Source organism: Silanimonas sp. (assembly GCF_027530345.1).
In the GTDB taxonomy this organism is placed as follows: Bacteria; Pseudomonadota; Gammaproteobacteria; order Xanthomonadales; family Xanthomonadaceae; genus Silanimonas.
This window is the reverse complement of the sequence record NZ_JAPZQK010000006.1, coordinates 96,425-114,095: the sequence shown is the minus strand read 5'-3', so window position 1 is coordinate 114,095 and position 17,671 is coordinate 96,425. Positions and strand designations below refer to the sequence as shown.

Here is a 17,671-nt window from a genome sequence, read left to right as displayed (position 1 = left end):
ATTCCCCTGCCAGCCTTTCCAAAAGCAGCTTGCCCCGCAAGGTGCGGCAGATCCTGCAGGGGTTCTACGGACTGGCGGCCGATGCGTTCGAGCGTGAGCTCACCGGGGCGCTGAACGAGTTCGAGCAGCAGGCGTTCAACAACGCCGAGCAGGCCCGCAGCAACAACATCCAGGTGCGCTGGCTGGAAACCCTGCGCACGGTCCGTCGCACCCGCCCCGATCTGGTTCCCCGCTTCCTGCAGGGCGTCGAAGCGCAACTGGCCGCCATCCGCGAACCGAGCGCTACCGAGGCCGAGCGCGCCACGCAGCGCAACATGGCCGAGCTGTCGTTGATCGAAGCCTCGGAGATGGACGAATCGACGACGCTGGCCGAGATCGGCAGCCGCATCGAGATGCGCCACAGCCTGCCGATCTACCTGCTCGGCCAACGCTTCGGCGTTCTGGCCGGCAAGCCGGCCTTCGATGCGGAAGCCCTGCCGGTCGGGCCGCAGACGCTGTGCAAGATCCTCCGTGTCGCCGCGGCGAACCTCGAGATCTCCTCCGAGCACCGGGTGCTGCTGTACCGCTTGTTCGAGCGCCAGATGCTCGCCGAGTACGGCCGCCTGCTCGAAGCGCTGAACAACCACCTGATCAAGCACGGCGTGCTTCCGGGGCTGCAGTACATGCCCTTCCGCAGCCCGGCGGCGCCGCAGGCCCGGGCTGCATCGAGGCCCGCGGACGCCAAGCCGGTCGAAGGCGACGCCGCGCCCAAGCCGGTCGAACCGCCGGACGCGCGCACCACGGCGCAGACCCCGGCCCATGGCCGCAGCACGGGCCAGATGCCCGCTTACGGCCGCACGACAGGCCAGCCACCGGCCATGGCGCGCGAAGGCGGCGAAGCCGAAGCGCCGCTGCCTTGGCTCCTGCCGGGCGAGGCCGCGGCCTGGGCGCCCGCGGCGCCCTCGGCATCCCCGGTGCAACTGCCCGAGTTCGACCAGATCCGCGACCTGCTGACCTCGCGGCGCTCGATGCTCTCGAAGCTCTCGGGTGGCGGCGCGCAGGCGGCACCGAGCGGCCCGGTGCACCAGCCCGCGCCCCAGGAAGTGCAGCACGCCCTCAGCCTGCTGCAACCGAGCACCGCGACCTCGGTGAACATGGGCGGCCGCATCGTGCCGCGCACCGTCGCCCACCTGAAGCAGGACCTGCTCGCCCAGCTGCGCCGCAGCGCGCCGGCCGGCGAATCGCCGGTGCTGCCGGACGAGGACAACGACACCTTCGACCTCGTCGGCATGCTGTTCGACGAACTGGTCAAGGACGTCCGCCCGAGCAGCCAGGCGTCGACCCTGCTGACCAAGCTGCAGGTGCCGCTGCTGCGGGTGGCACTCTCCGACAAGAGCTTTTTCAACGACAGCCACCACCCGGCGCGGCAGATGCTCAACGCCGTCGCCGAAACCGGCGCCTACTGGCTCGGGGACGACGACGCCGACGGCGCGCTGGTCGGCAAGATGCAGGGCCTGGTCGACCGCACCTTGCGCGACTTCGACGGCGACATGTCGCTGTTCGAGTCGCTGCTGAAGGACCTGAGCTCGCACCTGCAGACGATCGCGCGCAAGGCCGAAGTGGCCGAACGCCGCCACGTCGAAGCCGCGCGCGGCAAGGAGCGGGTTGCGCAGGCGCGCGACCGCGCCGCCGACGCGGTCAAGGAAATCACCGAGGGCAGCGAGCTGCCGGTCTTCACGCGCACGCTGTTGAACCAGGCGTGGACCGACGTGATGGCCCTGACGTCCCTGCGCCACGGCGACGACTCGCCGGCGTGGACGCAGCACCTCGAAACGGCGAAGAAGCTCGTCAATCTCGCGAAGCCCGGCGCCGCCGCCGCTGAAGCCGAGGCCCCGGCACTCCAGAAGGAAGTCGCCGAATCGCTGCGCCAGGTGGGTTACCACGAAGCGGAATCCGATGCGATCGCCAAGCGACTGATCGCGCCGGCCACCGAGGCCGCCGTCGACGACGCCGCCAGCCGCACCGAATTGCTGATGCGGATGAAGTCGGCGAACCGCCTCGGCACCACCGAGAAACCGGCGAAGCCGAAGCCCGAACAGCTCACGCCCGAGGTGCTGGCCCGCGTCGCGCAGATCAAGACGCTGGCCTTCGGCACCTGGTTCGAATTCGTCACCAACGCGCAGGGCGACCGCGTGCGCCGCCGCCTCTCGTGGTATTCGCCCGTGAGCGGCACGGCGATGTTCGTCAACCACCGCGGCCAGAAGATCGGTGATCAGAGCATCGAACACCTTGCCATCCAGATGGCGAACGGCCAGGCGAGGCTGGTGGAGGAAGAGGCGAAAGTGAGCCTGCTGGATCGCGCCTGGGGAGCCGTGATGAAGACGCTGTCCGGCTTCGGTGGCAGCCGGCTGAAGGAGGCCGTGGCATGACGACCGGCCCGCACAGCGAGTACCGCCGCGCCAAGCGTCGCCGCGCCACGCACGACATCGCCGTGATCGACAACATGACCGAGCAGGTCGTCGGCAAGATCGGCAACCTCTCGGAATCCGGCGTGCTGCTGATCCTCGGCGCCCCGCCCTGCGCGGACGCGCTGTACCAGCTGCGCTTCGACCTGCCCGTGGGCGGCGGACGCCCGCTGGAGGTGGAGGTCGGCGCGCACGAACTCTGGCAGGGCGACGCCGCCGCGCCGGGCCAGGTGTGGGCGGGCTTCCGCTTCATCGACGTTGCTGCGAACTCGCTGGAACACATCCGGCAGTGGGTCGACCAGCCCGGCAGCGACTACGTCTGAACCGCGCCGCGCTGTTCGGCGCGGCCGTGCTGGGCCTCGTCGCCTGCACGCCTGCCGCGCCGTCGCGCGACGCGTGGCCGGTGTTCGGCAGCACGGCGGAACTGCAGCTCCCAGCGGGAACGGACGAAGGCCGTCGCGTCGAAGCCCTGCGCGCGCTCGGCACGCACTGGCAGCAGCGCGAACGCGACTGGCACGCTTGGGAACCCTCCGCCCTCACGACCTTCAACGACGCGCTCGCTGCGCAGGGTGAGGCCGTGGCCCCGCCCGCTCTGCAAGGCCTCATCACCCGCAGCCGGCCGCTCGTGCGACGCAGCGCCCATGCCTTCGATCCGGGCGTCGGGCGACTCGTCGCGGCCTGGGGCTTCCACACCAGCACCTACCCGATCCGCACGCCGCCGCCCGTCGACGCGGTGATGGTGGCGTGGGCCGCGCGCCCCGATTCGCTTGACGACTTGCGCTGCGACACCCAATGGCGTTGCACGAGCACCGCGCCGGCGTTGCGCTTGGACTTCAACGCCATGGCCGAGGGCCTGGCACTGGAGGAAGGCGCAGCCGCGCTGCGGGCGATCGGCGTCGAGCATGCGCTGATGAACCTCGGCGGCGACGTGCTGGCACTCGGCGACAACCACGGGAAGTCGTGGCGCGTCGGCCTCGACGACGGTGAGGGCGGGGTGCTCGGCGGTGTGGCCTTGCACGATGGCGAGGCCTTCATGAGTTCGGGGCGATACGCGAAGTACCGCGAGTCGCCCGAGGGCGAACGCTGGCCGCATCTGCTCGACACGCGCACGGGCCGGCCAGCCGTCGGCGCTCGCTTGAGCGCCGTGCTGCACCCCAATCCGGTGGTGGCGGATGCGGCCGCCACCGCCCTGATGGTGGCTGGGGCCAACGACTTCGAACGCACGGTGCGCGACATGGGCCTCGGCTGCGCCCTGCTCATCGACACCGACGGGCGCGCGTGGATCACCGCGGGTTTGGCCCAGCGCTTCGAATGGCAGCGCACCGTACCGGAGGCCGGCCGCATCGACCTCGGCGAGGCCTGCGACACCCGCTGACGGACGCGCCGGGCGCACTGCGGCACAATCGGGGCTTCCACGCCGCCCCGATGACCGCCATGTCCAGCCTGTACGCCGAGCACCTCGCCCTCCTGAAGCAGCGCAGCGACGCCGCGCTGGCCAAGGCGGGCTTCGACCACCTCGTCATCGCGTCGGGCGTGGAGAAGTACCAGTTCCTCGACGACCGGCCCTACCCGTTCAAGCCGAACCCGCACTTCAAGCACTGGGTGCCGCTGCAGCAGCATCCGCACAGCTGGATCGCCTACACGCCGGGTTCGAAGCCGGTGCTCGCGTACTACCAGCCCGACGATTACTGGCACGTGCCGCCGTCGCCGCCGGAGGGCTTCTGGGTGGAGCACTTCGACATCCGCATCCTCCGCGAACCGTCGGATGCCGCGGCACACCTCCCGCGTGGGCGCGTGGCCATCGTCGGCGAGGCCGATGCCGCGCTAGAGGGCGTGGTGCCCAACAACCCGAAGGTGCTGCTCGACGAGTTGCACTACCAGCGCGGCTACAAGACCGCCTACGAGCTCGACCGCATGCGCCGCGCGCAGCGCCGCGCGGTGAAGGGCCATCGCGCCGCCGAAGCCGCGTTCCGCGCCGGCGCGTCCGAGCTGGAGATCCACCGCGCCTACCTCGAGGCCACCGGCCACGGCGACCTCGACCTGCCCTACACCAACATCATCGGCCTCAACGCCCACGCCGCGGTGCTGCACTACCAGTACCAGTCGCCGGAGCGCCCCGCGAAGCCGCTGAGCTTCCTGATCGATGCCGGCGCCGAAGTGGACGGCTACGCCTCCGACATCACCCGCACCTACGCTGCGCACGACGGCGCCTTCGCCGAGCTCATCGCCGCGGTCGACGACGAGCAGCAAGCGCTGTGCGGCATGGTGCGCAACGGCGCCGACTACCGCGACCTGCACCTCGAATGCCACCTGCGGCTGGGCAGCGTGCTGCGCAACGCCGGCATCGTCGACATGGATCCGGGCGCGATGGTGAGCGAGGGCGTGACCAGCGTGTTCTTCCCGCACGGCCTCGGCCACCCGATCGGCCTGCAGGTGCACGACGTCGCCGGCCGGCACGATGCCGACGGCAACGAGATCCCGCGGCCCACCGGCCATCCCTACCTGCGCACGACGCGCAAGCTGGGCCCCGGCATGGTCGTCACCATCGAGCCCGGCCTGTACTTCATCCCGACCCTGTTGGCGAAGCTGAAGGCCGGCCCGCATGCGAAGGCCGTCGACTGGGACAAGATCGAGGCGATGACACCCTACGGCGGCGTGCGCATCGAGGACGAAGTGGTGTGCACCGAGGGTGCGCCGGAGAACATCACGCGGGATGCGTTTGCGGAGGATGCATGAAGCTCAAGACCATCACTCTGCGGGGCTACAAGTCCATTGCAACGCTGGAAAACTTCGAGCTGAAGAATCTAAACGTACTGATTGGCGCGAATGGTGCTGGCAAGAGCAACTTCATCGGAATCTTCAAGCTTCTCGCTGCCCTGGCCGATGGGAATCTGCAAACGTTCGTTCAGAGACAAGGAGGACCGGACGCAATTCTCCATGGGGGCAGGAAAAGAACCGGGCAGTTGGACGCGGAGATCTACTTCGAGAAAAACTCGTCCGGCATCCAGAATGGATACCGAATCAGCTTGATTCCAACCGCTGACAATCGCCTGATCTTCAGTCGCGAAGAGACGTGGATTGACGGCCATTACGTAATCAGAGCATTCCCTCTTGGCACGGCACATGACGAAGCGAGATTGCCGACAGACACGGAACAAGTAAGCACCTACGTTCGGCGCGCACTGAGAAGCTGGCGGCAGTATCACTTCCATGACACGAGCGACGAAGCCGCAGTCAAACGCTCGCATGGGAGCAATGACACCCTGCGCCTCAAGCCCGCTGCAGACAATCTTGCCGCCTACATCGCCGCGCTCAACAACAGCCATCCAGATGCGTATCGGCGCATCGTTGACACCATCAAGCTGGCTGCCCCGTTCTTCGGGGGCTTCGTTATCCGTGACCCGAAGCCCGCCATGATCGAGCTGGAATGGTTTGAGCAGTCTGATCCGGACACGCCCTACAAGGCCCATGTGCTGTCGGATGGCACGCTGCGCTTCATCTGCTTGACCACCCTGCTGATGCAGCCGGCACATCTGCTGCCCGACACAGTACTGATCGACGAGCCGGAGCTCGGGCTGCACCCCTACGCGATTAATCTGCTTGCAGACATGCTCAAACAAGTAGCCGAGAGCAAGCAGGTGATCGTGTCGACGCAGTCGGTGGAGCTATTGAACGCCTTTCGCGCCGAGGATGTCGTTGTAGTAGATCGCGAGGACGGAGCCAGCACGCTGCGCCGGCTTGATCCAGCAGATCTTGTGGATTGGCTGGAGGACTACACACTGGGCGATTTGTGGAAGCGGAATGTCCTTGGCGGGAGGCCAACTCGATGAAGCGCGTCTGCGTCGTTTGCGAAGGACAAACGGAAGAGACCTTTGTGCGCGATGTTCTTGCGCCTGCATTCATCGGCCTCAGTGTGCATCTGAGCCCGGAGACCATTGAGACATCGCCCGGCCACAAGGGAGGCGCTTTGCGCTACGACCGTGTCAAGCGCCACCTGCGCAACACACTGCGTCAACGCAACGCACCGACTGTGACGACGTTGTTTGACCTGTACCGCCTGGATCAGGGATTCCCTGGGCACGCCAACTCGAAAGCGCAGACGGATCTTGGCATGCGCCTTGATGTTCTGAGAGCCGCCCTGCATGCCGACATTGTTGCTGAGGCGGGTTGCCGGCCAGAGCGCTTCATTCCCCACATCCAGCCCTACGAGTTCGAAGCCCTTCTCTTCAGTGACGTTCAGACGCTTTCGCAGGTAGAAGCGGGATGGCAATCAGCCCTCGCAGAACTTTCCGCCGTGCGTGCCGCAGCCCATTCACCCGAATACATCAATGACCGGCCAGAGACGAAGCCAGCGGCCCATCTTGAGCGCGCACTGAAAAACCCGAGCTACCACAAGCGTCGACATGGCCCGATTGCAGCCATGAAGATCGGACTGTCAAAGATCGAATCCGAGTGCGTGTTCTTTTCGGGATGGCTAATGAAGTTGAGAGCGTTGAGCACGCAACCGCTCTGAAAGCTCGGAAATGTCAATCGAACGGGAGTCCGGCAATGACCTTGGCGATAAGTGCCTGGATCGGCTCCTTGTCGGCAAGGACATGCACCTCCGGGTGCTCCGGCGCCTCGTAGTCGCCACCCACGCCGATGGCGTGGCTCAAGCCACCCGCCTTCGCCTTGGCGTAAAGGCCCTTCGGATCGCGCGCGGCACAGGTCGCGGACGAGGCATCGACGAAGACTTCGACGAACTCGCCGGGCGCGAAACGCGAGCGCACCGCGTCGCGGTCGGCGCGGTAGGGCGAGATGGCGCTGACGATCACCACGAGCCCGGCGTCGACCATCAGCTTCGCCACTTCGCCAAGGCGCCGCACGTGCTCGCGGCGGTCCTCGGGCGCGAAGCCGAGGTCCTTCGAGAGACCGCCACGGACGTTGTCGCCGTCCAGCAGCATGGTGTGGCGGCCTTCGGCATGCAGGCGGCGTTCCAGTGCATCGGCGAGCGTGCTCTTGCCGGCGCCCGAGAGCCCGGTGAGCCAGACGCAGCGCGCCTGCTGGCCCTTGACCTTCGCGCGCTCGGCGGGGCCGACGCTGAAGGCCTGCGCGTAAGCGCGTTCGCTGCCGCGCGCGATGGGCTCGATGACGAGGCCGGCGCCGGCCGTCGCGTTCGTGGCGCGGTCCACGAGGATGAAGCGGCCGAGCGCGTCGCCGTCAGCGAACGGAGCGAGTGGCAGCGGCTGGTCGAGGCTCAGTTCGACGCGGCCGATGCTGTTCAAGGCGAGCGCGTCCGCGCCGTGCGTGCCGCCGCTGTGGATGTCGCGCAGGTGCTCGATGGCGGCCATGGTGGCCACGGCCTGCTTCGGACCAACGCGCAGCGCGTAGCGCTGGCCGGGGCGCAGCGGCTCGGCATCGAGCCACACCACGTCGGCACGCAGGCGGTCGGCGAGCACCGGGGCCGCCTCGGCGGCGACGACCACATCACCGCGCGACACATCGACTTCCTCGTTGAACACGAGGGTCACCGGCTGGCCGGCCTCTGCTTCGACAAGCTCGCGGCCCGGGCCGATGACGCGCGCGACGGTGGCGTGGGTGCCGGCCGGCAGCACCTGCACCGCGTCGCCCACGCGCACGCGACCGCGCACCGGCGTGCCGACGAAACCGCGGAAATCCTGATGCGGGCGATTCACCCACTGCACTGGCAGCACGAATCCGCCCTCGCCCGGCGCGCTGCGCGCGGGCAAGGCCTCCAAGGCCGGCAACAGCGGCGTGCCTTGGAACCACGGCGTCTGCGCCGAACGTGCCAGCACGTTGTCGCCGTGCAGGGCGGACAGCGGAATGGCCTGCACTTCCGCGAAGCCGAGTTCGTCGGCCAGCACGCGGTAGTCGGCCACGATGGCCTTGAAGCGCGCCTCGTCCCAGCCGACCAGGTCCATCTTGTTCACGGCCAGCACCACGCGGGTGAGGCCGAGCAGGCGGACGATGCGCGAATGGCGACGCGTCTGCGCCAGCACCCCCTTGCGGGCATCGACCAGCACGACGGCCGCGTCGGCGGTGGACGCGCCGGTGGCCATGTTGCGCGTGTACTGCTCATGGCCTGGGCAATCGGCGACGACGAAGCGGCGGCGCGCGCTGCTGAAGTAGCGGTAGGCCACGTCGATGGTGATGCCCTGCTCGCGCTCGGCATCCAAACCATCAACCAGCAGGGCGAAATCCAGCGCGCTGCCCTGCGTGCCGATGCGCGCGCTGTCCTTGGCGAGCGTCGCGAGCTGGTCCTCGGCGAGGCTGCCGCTGTCGTGCAACAGGCGGCCGATCAACGTGCTCTTGCCGTCGTCGACGCTGCCGCAGGTGATGAAGCGCAGCTGCGGCAGGGCCTCGTGGTCGGCCAGCGCGCGACGCGCGTCGGGGCGCGGCGTCGGCAGGCCGTCGTCCTCGGGCAATCGGTAAGCAGGCGTGCCGTCCATCAGAAGTAGCCCTCGAGTTTCTTCAGCTCCATCGAGCTGTTGGGGTCGTGGTCGATCACGCGGCCCTGGCGTTCAGAGGTTGTCGCCACGAGCAACTCCTCGACGATGGCTTCGACGGAGTCCGCCTCGGATTCGATGCCACCCGTGAGCGGGTAGCAGCCCAGCGTGCGGAAGCGCACTTTCTTTTCTTCGGGCCGCTCGCCGGGCCTTAGCGGCAGGCGCTCGTCGTCGACCATGATCAGGGTGCCGTCGCGCTCGACCACCGGCCGCGTTTCGGCGAAATACAGCGGCGGCAGTTCGATGCCCTCGCGCAGGATGTAGAGCCACACGTCGAGCTCGGTCCAGTTCGAGATCGGGAAAGCGCGCACGCTCTCGCCCTTGTGGATGCGTCCGTTGTAGAGGTCCCAGAACTCCGGGCGCTGCGCCTTCGGGTCCCAGCGCTGGTGGGCGTCTCGGAAGCTGAACACGCGCTCCTTCGCGCGCGACTTCTCCTCGTCGCGGCGCGCGCCGCCGATGGCGCAGTCGTATCCGCCACGGGCCAGCGCCTGGCGCAGGCCCTGCGTGCGCATCACGTCGGTGTGCACGGCCGCGCCGTGGATGAATGGGTTGATGCCGGCCTTCAGCCCGTCCTCGTTGATGTGCACGCGCAGTTCGACGTCGAGGCGATCGGGCACCTGGTCGCGGAATTCGTAGGTCTGGCGGAACTCGAAGGTGCTGTCGATGTGCAGCAGCGGGATCGGCGGTCGCGCCGGGTAGAAGGCTTTCTTCAACAGGTGCAGCAGCACCGTGCTGTCCTTGCCGATGGAGTACAGCAGCACCGGGTTGCGGAACTGCGCCGCCACCTCGCGGAGGATGTGCAGGCTCTCCGCTTCGAGGCGGTCGAGGTGGGACAGGGCCATGGGGCGAAGTCGAAGGAGGGGGCGGTGCCCGATGGGGCGCAGTATCGAAATGCCCTTGCCCTCGCCGGAAATGCCCGGCCGTTATCTCCCTATGCCCCGCGAGCGCCGGCCGCGGCACATGCACCGGGGTTATCACCGTATGCCGGGTTTCGCTTTCCGGCGTGGCCGGGGCGGGAACCAGACTGCGCCTTCGCTCTGGCCCACTGGCGCGCCCATGTCGCTTCCGCTGTCGTCCCCTTCGCCCCCCTCCCCGTTGCCGCTCGATGCCGAGCGCCGCGCCCTGCTGCAGCGCCTGACGGAAGGCCTCGACCCGGCCACGCTGTGGTGGGTGTCGGGCTACCTCGCCGGCTTGGCCACGCCGCAAACGCGCGCCGCCGACGGCGTGTTGGCCGGCGCCACCGCCCTACCCGGTCTGCCCGCGGCCCTCGCTTCGGCGACGACCGAGGTCGACACGCTGACCATCGTCTACGGCAGCCAGACCGGCAATGCGAAGCGCGCGGCCGAGTCATTGCTGTCGGAAGCCGGTGCGCAAGGCCTGAAGGCCCGCCTGCTGCGCGCCGACGCCTATCCGCTGGCCGAGTTCAAGCGCGAAACGCAACTGATCGTCGTCATCAGCACGCAGGGCGACGGCGACCCGCCGGATGACGCTCGTGGCTTTGTCGAACACCTGACCGGCCGCCGCGCGCCGAAGCTGGAGGGCCTGCGTTTCGCCGTGCTGGGGCTCGGCGATTCAAGCTACGCCAAGTTCTGCGAGATCGGCCGCGTACTCGACGCGCGCTTGGCCGAGCTCGGCGGCACCCGCCTCGCGCCCTTGGGCGAGGCCGATGTGGACATCGACACCGTGGCGGTGCCGTGGCGTGCGGACGTGTTGCGCACGCTGGAGGCACTGCGGCCGGCATCGAAGACCGAATCGCCCGAGACCCAAGGCCTGCGCGTCGCGCTTGTCGATGGCGGCGCATCGCCCGCGCTGGCGAGCAAGGCCGCCACCCGCGAGGCTCCGGTGGCCGCCGAACTGCTGGCCAACACGCGGCTCACCGGACGCGGCAGCGACCGCGACACGCGGCACCTCGAATTCGCTATCGATCCCGCCACGCTGGACTACGCGCCGGGCGACGCCGCCGGCGTGTGGCCGGTGCAGGCCCCGGCGCTGGTCGAGGCGATCCTCGAAGCGACCGGCCTCGATGGCGACGCCGTGGTGGATCTCGACGGCACGGCTCTGCCGCTGCGTCGTTGGCTGGGCGAACGCCGCGAGCTCACGCGCCTGAATCGCCCGCTGCTCAAGGCCCACGCGGAGCGCAGTGACAGCGCGCGCCTCGCGTCCGCGCTCGCTGATGCGGGTGAGAGTGCCGCCCTGCTGCAGCGCACGCCGCTGCTCGACCTGCTGGCCGAGCACCCGGCGTCGTGGGCGGCCGACGATCTGGTCCGCTCGCTGCGCCCGCTGGCCCCGCGGCTCTACTCCATCGCCTCCAGCCGCGAGGCCGTCGGCGACGAGCTGCACCTCACCGTGGGCCACGAAGTCTTCGAAGGCCGGGACGGCCTGCGCTACGGCGCGGCCTCGCATTACCTCGCGACGCTCAAGGAAGGCGACACCGCGCGGCTCTTCATCGAAGGCAACGAACGCTTCCGTCTGCCTACCGATGCCTCGCGCGACGTGATCATGATCGGGCCGGGCACCGGCGTGGCCCCCTTCCGCGGCTTCGTGCAGCATCGCGCCGCCACGGGCGCGAGCGGCCGGAACTGGCTGGTGTTCGGCAACCCGCACTTCCGCAGCGATTTCCTCTACCAAGTGGAATGGCAGAAGGCGCTGAAGGCCGGGCAGCTGCACCGCCTCGACCTCGCCTTCTCGCGCGATGGCGCCGCCAAGACGTACGTGCAGCATCGGATCAATGAGCAAGGTGCCGAGCTCTGGCGCTGGCTGCAGGACGGCGCGCACCTCTACGTCTGCGGCGACGCCACGCGCATGGCCAAGGACGTGCACGCCACCCTGCTGGCCATCGCACAGCAGCACGGCGGCCTCGATCGTGATGCCGCCGCCGACTACTTCACCGGGCTGGAACGCACCGCCCGCTACGCCCGGGACGTTTACTGATGGCCACGCATTCCGTCGAAGACATCAAGCGCCAGAGCGCCGGCCTGCGCGGCACGCTCGAGGCCAGCCTCGCCGATCCAGTCACCGGCGCGCTGCGCGACGACGACCAGATCCTCATCAAGTACCACGGCAGCTACCAGCAGGACGACCGCGACCTGCGCGAAGAGCGCCGCGTCGCCAAGCTCGAGCCGGCCTACAGCTTCATGATCCGCACCCGCACGCCGGGCGGCGTGCTCACGCCCACGCAGTGGCTGAAGCTGGACGGCGTGGCGAACGACTTCGCCGAACGCGGCCTGCGCATCACCACGCGCCAGGCCGTGCAGTTCCACGGCGTCATCAAGCGCGAACTGAAGGCCACGATGAAGGCCATCAACGCCGCGCTGATCGACACCCTCGCCGCCTGCGGCGACGTCAACCGCAACGTGGCGGTTGCCGCGAACCCGCAGGTCTCGGCGGCGCACTCCACCGTGTACGCACAGGCGGCCGCACTCTCCGAGCACCTGCTGCCGAACACCCGCGCCTACTACGAGATCTGGCTGGACGAGGAACGCGTGGCCGGCGGCGATCCGGCCGCCGAGCCGATCTATGGCAGCACCTACCTGCCGCGCAAGTTCAAGATCGGCTTCGCCATTCCGCCGACCAATGATGTCGACGTGTTCGCGCAGGACCTCGGCTTCGTCGCTCACCTCGACGGCGACGTGCTGACCGGCTACACCGTGCTGGTCGGCGGCGGCATGGGCAGCACGCACGGCGACGCCGAGACCTACCCGCGCCTCGCCGATCCGCTGGGCTTCATCACGCCGGAGCAGCTGATCCCGGTCGCCACCGCCGTCGTCACCGCGCAGCGCGACCTCGGCAACCGCAAGGTGCGCAAGCACGCGCGGCTCAAGTACACGATCGACCGTGTCGGCCTCGACGCGTTCCGCACCGAGGTGGAGCAGCGCAGCGGCGTCACGCTCGCGCCGCCCAAGCCCCTGGCCTTCACCCACAACGGCGACCGTTTCGGCTGGGTCGAAGGCGAGGACGGCCGCGCGCACCTGACGCTGCGCATCACCGCCGGCCGCGTGCAGGACGGTGACGCCGGGCTGTGGCAGACCGGCCTGCGCGCCGTCGCACAGGCCCTGCTGGAGGCCGGGGAAGGCGAGTTCCGCCTGACGCCGAACCAGAACCTCGTCATCGCCGGGCTGTCGCCAACCGGGCGAACGACGGTCGACGCGCTGGTGACGACCTTTGGGCTCGACCAATTCCGCCGCGCCAAGCCGCTGGCGCTGAACGCGCTGGCCTGCGTGGCGCTGCCGACCTGCGCGCTGGCCATGGCCGAGGCCGAGCGCTACCTGCCCGCCTTCGTCGAACGTGTGCAGGCGCTGCTGGATCGCCACGGAGTGAACGAGGCCGACATCCACCTGCGCATCAGCGGCTGCCCCAACGGCTGCTCGCGGCCCTTCCTCGGCGAAATCGCACTCGTCGGCAAAGCACCCGGCCGCTACAACCTGATGCTCGGCGCCGACCACCGCGGCGCACGCCTGAACGCGCTGTACCGCGAGAACGTCGACGAAGCGCAGATCCTTGCCGCGCTCGAACCGCTCATCGCGGCCTATGCCGCAGACCGCCGCGCGGACGAACGCTTCGGCGATTTCCTCGTGCGCAGCGCTGTCGTCGCGCCGAAGCCCGGCCCGATCCCCTTGGTGCTGGCGTGAGCGCGGAGGTCACGCTGGCCGAGGCCTGGGCCGACGACGCCGCGCTCGACGCGCTGAACGACGCACTCGACGCCCTCGACGCCGATGCCCGGATCACGTGGGCGTTGGCCAACACGCCCGGCCGCGCCGTGCTCTCGACCAGCTTCGGCGCGCAGTCCGCCGCCGTGCTTCATCTCGTCACCCGGCAGGCGCCGGAGTTGCCGGTGGTGTTGGTCGACACCGGCTACCTGTTCCCCGAGACCTACCGTTTCGCCGATGCGCTCACCCATCGCCTCGCGCTGAACCTGCACGTGGCGCGGGCCGACGACTCACCGGCCTGGTTCGAAGCGCGGCACGGCAAGCTCTGGGAACAAGGCCTCGACGGCATCGAGCGCTACAACCACCTGCGTAAGGTTGAACCGATGCAGCGTGCGCTCGACGGCCTCGGTGCCACGCTGTGGATCGCCGGCCTGCGACGCAGCCAAGCCAGCACACGCGAACATCGACGCGTGCTCGAACGCGCAGGCGCGCGGTGGAAGCTCCATCCGATCGTCGACTGGAGCGATCGCGACATCGGCGCGTACCTCAAGGCCCACGCACTCCCGTGGCATCCGCTGTGGGACGAGGGCTATGTGTCCATCGGCGACGTGCACACCACGCGCCCGCTGTCGACGGATGTGGACGCCGAAGCCACGCGTTTCTTCGGCCTCAAGCGCGAGTGCGGGCTGCATGAGCCCGCACCCGTGGCCATCGCGAGCTGATCAGTTCGCCGCGCAGCCCTGCAGGCTGCCCAGCGGCGTCACGGTGTCATTCGCGACCCACGTGCCCGGCGTGCCGTTCGCGAACGACGCCTCCACGCCGATCCGTGACAGCTGACCATTCACGAACTCGCGCCGGAGCACGCCCACATTGCTGCGCTCCGGGTTGCCCGTCCGCACGCACAGCGGGCAGAACCCGCGCAGCTGCTGCAGCGGCAGGGCCTCGTTCGCCGAACTCACGCCATTGCGCTCCGCCACCAGGAAACGCGGCACGCCGCGCGCCGAGTAAGCGAACACCGCATGGAACTCGTAGTTCGGCAGCAGCTGCACGCTGTACCCCGTGCCCGCACGCGCCGGGTCGAACCAGTGGCCGCTCGCATCCACCACCCGGCCGCCGATGCTCGGGCAGCCGCGGCCGAAGCTCGAGAACGGTTCGCTGCCCAGCTCGCCATCCAGCACGTAGGTGAACTGGAAGGCATCCGCCGCCGTCGGCGTGATCGTCGCCCGCCCCACTTCGGTCAAATGGTTGCGGCTGCCGTTCCAGCCCGAGCGGAAGATCGGCGCGGTCCAGATCCCGTTCGCGCCCGGCCTCGCGCCTTGCAGGTAGTACCAGACCGGCGAACCGTCCTGCGAATACGTGTACCAGAGCCCCGCCCAGTCGCTCGCCGCGGGGTACAGGAAAAGCCCATGGCCCGAACGCGACGGGTTGAAGTAGCCGCCGGGGCGGATCTGAGGCGCCGGGGCACCGACCCCGAGCCGGGCCGTGATCGTGACGGCGACCGTCCGGCTGCCGGGCACCCCCGCGGTGAGGACGACGTACCAACGCCCCGGTGCGGGCGCGTCGACGACGATATCGAGGCTGCGTCCGCCGCTCCGGACGATCGATGCCGCATCTTCCGGCGGCGCGCGGACGATGTCGGCCCCGTCACCGCCGGTCGGCATGGGCACGCGGCGGAGGCTTGCCACGAGCGATCCTTTGGCGCCCGGCGGAAGTTCGGCGGAGAGAATGAGCTGCGCGGTTCCGGGCGCGACGTCGACGAACATTCGATCATGAGGCGCAAAGCCACCCAGCAATGGGGTGTGTTGCACACCCGGAACCAGCGCGAACGGCGTGGACGGGAAGAAGAAGGACGATAGCGCGCCGGCCTCGGGCAGCCGGATGATCATCGGAACATCGCCAAGCGAGGCGCCGTCGGCATTGCGCAGTCGCAGCCACCCGAGAGCACCGCTGCCGAGCCGCGTTGCATCAGCGCGCCACGCGAGACGGACAGGAAACGCTTCGCCCTCGGCGAGACGCGTGGGGCTCGTGGCCGTCACGCCGGGAGCGGCGCGGACGCCGTCGATGCCTCCGCGCAGCAGTGCGTAGCGCTCGGGGTTGGCGCCGGGGTTCGACACCGCGATCAGGACCTCGCTCGGCCCGGTCGCGGTCTGGCGGATCGTCGTGACGCAGGTCTCGCTGGCACCCGTCGACGCCGACGAGCACAGCAGCTCGGCGTCGCTGATGACGCCATTGGCGTCGGCGTCGTAGGCGACGTGCAGATCGAGATCAGCGAGCGGGGAGCCCTCAAGATGCACGAGGACCGTGCGCGCCAACTCGCCAACACCGGGGTCCAGTGACGTGAGTGGCAGCCGCTCGTTCCATCGATAGGCGAATCGCGTCGGCGCGTTGGGCGCGACCTCGCCCCCCACCACTTCGCTGGGGTCGATCGCGCGCCACAGCGGCTCGACGCGCGCGTCCGGCAAGGCGGGCAAGCCGGAAAACACGACATCACGGAAGCCCGACGCCGTGGCAGCGAGCAGCGCCGTCGAGGGCGAGGCCACGGGGCGGATCGGGATGTCGACCCTCGCCGCGATGCAGTTCTCGTCGAAGGTGCCGCAAAGGCGGTAGCGAAGGCGATCCATCTGCCCGCCACGCCCCGCTTGCGGCGTGTACACGATCCGATCATCGGCCGGCGACGCCGTGCCGCGCGTATCGACATCGGCCGATCCCAAACGCGGGCCTTCGGTGATCTCGAGACGTCCACCGACATAGCGCGACGCCACGACCACGTCGTTGCCGAGCACGTCGAGCGCGTTGGCGCGAGGCAGCGGGGTCACGGGCAGCAGGTCAGGACGCGCCGCCGGAGTGAGATCGACCTCGTCGTTGACGATTCGGAGCTCCACGGTCGGGCTGCGCGCCACCAGCTCGCGCGGATCGGTGAACGTCAGGAAGAAGTACCGCTCAGGATCGACGCGGTCGTTGCCGATGCCTTCGATGCGCACGGTGGCCGAGCGGCTCCCGGGCAGAAAGACGACGCGCTGGCTCAGAGGCCGGTAATCAACGCCCTCGACGGCAACGCCTTGCGGGAATCGCGGATCAAGCGGCTCGAGATCCGCGACCGTGTCAACGGTGACTTCCGCGCCACCCGGCGGCGCAGGGCGGTCCAGTTCCAGAGTGAGCGTCCAGCCTTCGCCAGGGCCACCCTCCAAGCGCCGAAGCATCGTCGCCGTACCGTTGCAGCAGGGGGCTGGCGTCACACCAACCACCGACAGGACGGGCACCGTCACGGTCGTCTCGTCGTCGAGGACGGTGAGACCCACGTCAGGCGCAGGGGGAAGCCACGTCGTCACCCGGGTGAACTGAAGGTCCGCCGTGCGCGTGCCATTGCGCTGGCTGTCGTCCCGAATGCCGCTCCAAAGGAAGCCGATCCGCTGCCGCCGGCCCGTTTCGACCACCGACGATGACGAGACAAAAACAGCGTTGTCGAAGCCCGGCCCTGGGCGCAGCGACAGCGTGTAAGGCAGGGGTCCGCCGCCGGTGGACGAGCGCTCGGCGAGAACAATGGGAATCCGCAACGATCCGGTCAGGCTCCCGGCGATCTCCCGCCCCTCGAGCAGCACGACACGCTGCGGGATCGGCCTCGGCGGCGGATCGATGTCGACGATGACGCTGTGCGCGATGGACTGCGCAGGAAACTCGACGCGCACTTTCCCGAACCCACTCGGCGAGGCGGAAATCGTGTATGCCGAGCCGCGCCGCGCGAAGAAGTCGAACTGGCCATTGGTGACCTGCACCGGCGTGAACCAGCGATCGCCCACCGAGAGGCGAACGCTGGCCTCGAATGACGGGGGGGGGACACCGTTCCCGGCGGGTAACGGAAGGTGGCAGTGACCGGCACTCCCACCTCGGACCGCAGCGTGATCGACTGCGCGGTCTAGACGCGGGACAGCGCAACGGCGCGATCACTGAGCCAAGGTCCAGGGAGGCCAAAGAGGGAAAACTCCGGGGACAAGTTCTGTGGAATCCGGGCTTCGAATCGATACTCCGGAGCCGTGGCGCGCATGACCAACTGCTCTTCATAGCCCTCGAGGGACCC

General features: G+C 68.9%; 12 protein-coding genes. 9 read left to right on the top strand and 3 right to left on the bottom strand.

Annotated features, from left to right (window positions below; all coding sequences use genetic code 11):
• Positions 1–29: 29 nt before the first annotated feature.
• Genes O9255_RS03440 through O9255_RS03415 form a run of 6 tightly spaced genes read left to right on the top strand, consistent with a single transcriptional unit; the run spans position 30 to position 6,957 of the window.
• Entirely contained in the window at positions 30–2,408 is a 2,379-nt protein-coding gene (locus O9255_RS03440; protein ID WP_297865435.1) for a DUF1631 domain-containing protein, read from the top strand.
• Positions 2,405–2,767, top strand: a complete 363-nt coding sequence (locus O9255_RS03435) for a PilZ domain-containing protein (RefSeq protein ID WP_297865434.1) — start codon at positions 2,405–2,407, stop codon at positions 2,765–2,767. The genes O9255_RS03440 and O9255_RS03435 overlap by 4 nt, the downstream gene beginning before the upstream one ends.
• Entirely contained in the window at positions 2,734–3,819 is a 1,086-nt protein-coding gene (locus tag O9255_RS03430) for an FAD:protein FMN transferase (RefSeq protein WP_297865433.1), read from the top strand. Before O9255_RS03435 ends, O9255_RS03430 begins: the two co-directional genes overlap by 34 nt.
• Positions 3,820–3,869: 50 nt before the next feature.
• Positions 3,870–5,180 (top strand): Xaa-Pro dipeptidase, encoded by a 1,311-nt coding sequence (gene pepQ / locus O9255_RS03425; RefSeq protein ID WP_297865432.1) that lies wholly within the window; start codon positions 3,870–3,872, stop codon positions 5,178–5,180.
• Positions 5,177–6,274, top strand: a complete 1,098-nt coding sequence (locus O9255_RS03420; RefSeq protein WP_297865431.1) for an AAA family ATPase — start codon at positions 5,177–5,179, stop codon at positions 6,272–6,274. Before pepQ ends, O9255_RS03420 begins: the two co-directional genes overlap by 4 nt.
• Positions 6,271–6,957, top strand: a complete 687-nt coding sequence (locus O9255_RS03415; protein ID WP_297865430.1) for a DUF4276 family protein — start codon at positions 6,271–6,273, stop codon at positions 6,955–6,957. Before O9255_RS03420 ends, O9255_RS03415 begins: the two co-directional genes overlap by 4 nt.
• 13 nt (positions 6,958–6,970) lie before the next feature.
• On the opposite strand, the gene cysC is transcribed toward O9255_RS03415, so the two are convergent.
• Both cysC and cysD read right to left on the bottom strand, forming a co-directional pair.
• Positions 6,971–8,893, bottom strand: coding sequence for an adenylyl-sulfate kinase (gene cysC, locus O9255_RS03410; RefSeq protein ID WP_297865429.1), 1,923 nt, complete (start codon positions 8,891–8,893; stop codon positions 6,971–6,973).
• Complete coding sequence (gene cysD, locus O9255_RS03405; RefSeq protein WP_297865428.1) at positions 8,893–9,792, bottom strand: sulfate adenylyltransferase subunit CysD; 900 nt, start codon at positions 9,790–9,792, stop codon at positions 8,893–8,895. The genes cysC and cysD overlap by 1 nt, the downstream gene beginning before the upstream one ends.
• A gap of 214 nt (positions 9,793–10,006) precedes the next feature.
• Here cysD and O9255_RS03400 point away from each other — a divergent pair, with 214 nt between their 5' ends.
• Genes O9255_RS03400 through O9255_RS03390 form a run of 3 tightly spaced genes read left to right on the top strand, consistent with a single transcriptional unit; the run spans position 10,007 to position 14,318 of the window.
• Positions 10,007–11,881 (top strand): assimilatory sulfite reductase (NADPH) flavoprotein subunit, encoded by a 1,875-nt coding sequence (locus tag O9255_RS03400; protein ID WP_297865427.1) that lies wholly within the window; start codon positions 10,007–10,009, stop codon positions 11,879–11,881.
• The gene (gene cysI, locus O9255_RS03395) at positions 11,881–13,578 is read left to right on the top strand and encodes an assimilatory sulfite reductase (NADPH) hemoprotein subunit (protein ID WP_297865426.1); all 1,698 of its coding nucleotides are present in this window, start codon (positions 11,881–11,883) and stop codon (positions 13,576–13,578) included. Before O9255_RS03400 ends, cysI begins: the two co-directional genes overlap by 1 nt.
• The gene (locus O9255_RS03390) at positions 13,575–14,318 is read left to right on the top strand and encodes a phosphoadenylyl-sulfate reductase (RefSeq protein ID WP_297865425.1); all 744 of its coding nucleotides are present in this window, start codon (positions 13,575–13,577) and stop codon (positions 14,316–14,318) included. Before cysI ends, O9255_RS03390 begins: the two co-directional genes overlap by 4 nt.
• Here O9255_RS03390 and O9255_RS03385 read toward each other — a convergent pair whose 3' ends face one another.
• A complete protein-coding gene (locus O9255_RS03385) occupies positions 14,319–17,393 on the bottom strand; it encodes a hypothetical protein (RefSeq protein WP_297865424.1) in 3,075 nt (1,024 codons plus the stop codon).
• Positions 17,394–17,671 lie beyond the last annotated feature (278 nt).

Coding starts and splice junctions, on each gene's coding strand:
- O9255_RS03435 (WP_297865434.1), top strand. CDS start 2,405: ATGACGACCGGCCCGCACAGCGAGTACCGCCGCGCCAAGCGTCGCCGC.
- pepQ (WP_297865432.1), top strand. CDS start 3,870: ATGACCGCCATGTCCAGCCTGTACGCCGAGCACCTCGCCCTCCTGAAG.
- O9255_RS03420 (WP_297865431.1), top strand. CDS start 5,177: ATGAAGCTCAAGACCATCACTCTGCGGGGCTACAAGTCCATTGCAACG.
- O9255_RS03415 (WP_297865430.1), top strand. CDS start 6,271: ATGAAGCGCGTCTGCGTCGTTTGCGAAGGACAAACGGAAGAGACCTTT.
- cysC (WP_297865429.1), bottom strand. CDS start 8,893: ATGGACGGCACGCCTGCTTACCGATTGCCCGAGGACGACGGCCTGCCG.
- cysD (WP_297865428.1), bottom strand. CDS start 9,792: ATGGCCCTGTCCCACCTCGACCGCCTCGAAGCGGAGAGCCTGCACATC.
- O9255_RS03400 (WP_297865427.1), top strand. CDS start 10,007: ATGTCGCTTCCGCTGTCGTCCCCTTCGCCCCCCTCCCCGTTGCCGCTC.
- cysI (WP_297865426.1), top strand. CDS start 11,881: ATGGCCACGCATTCCGTCGAAGACATCAAGCGCCAGAGCGCCGGCCTG.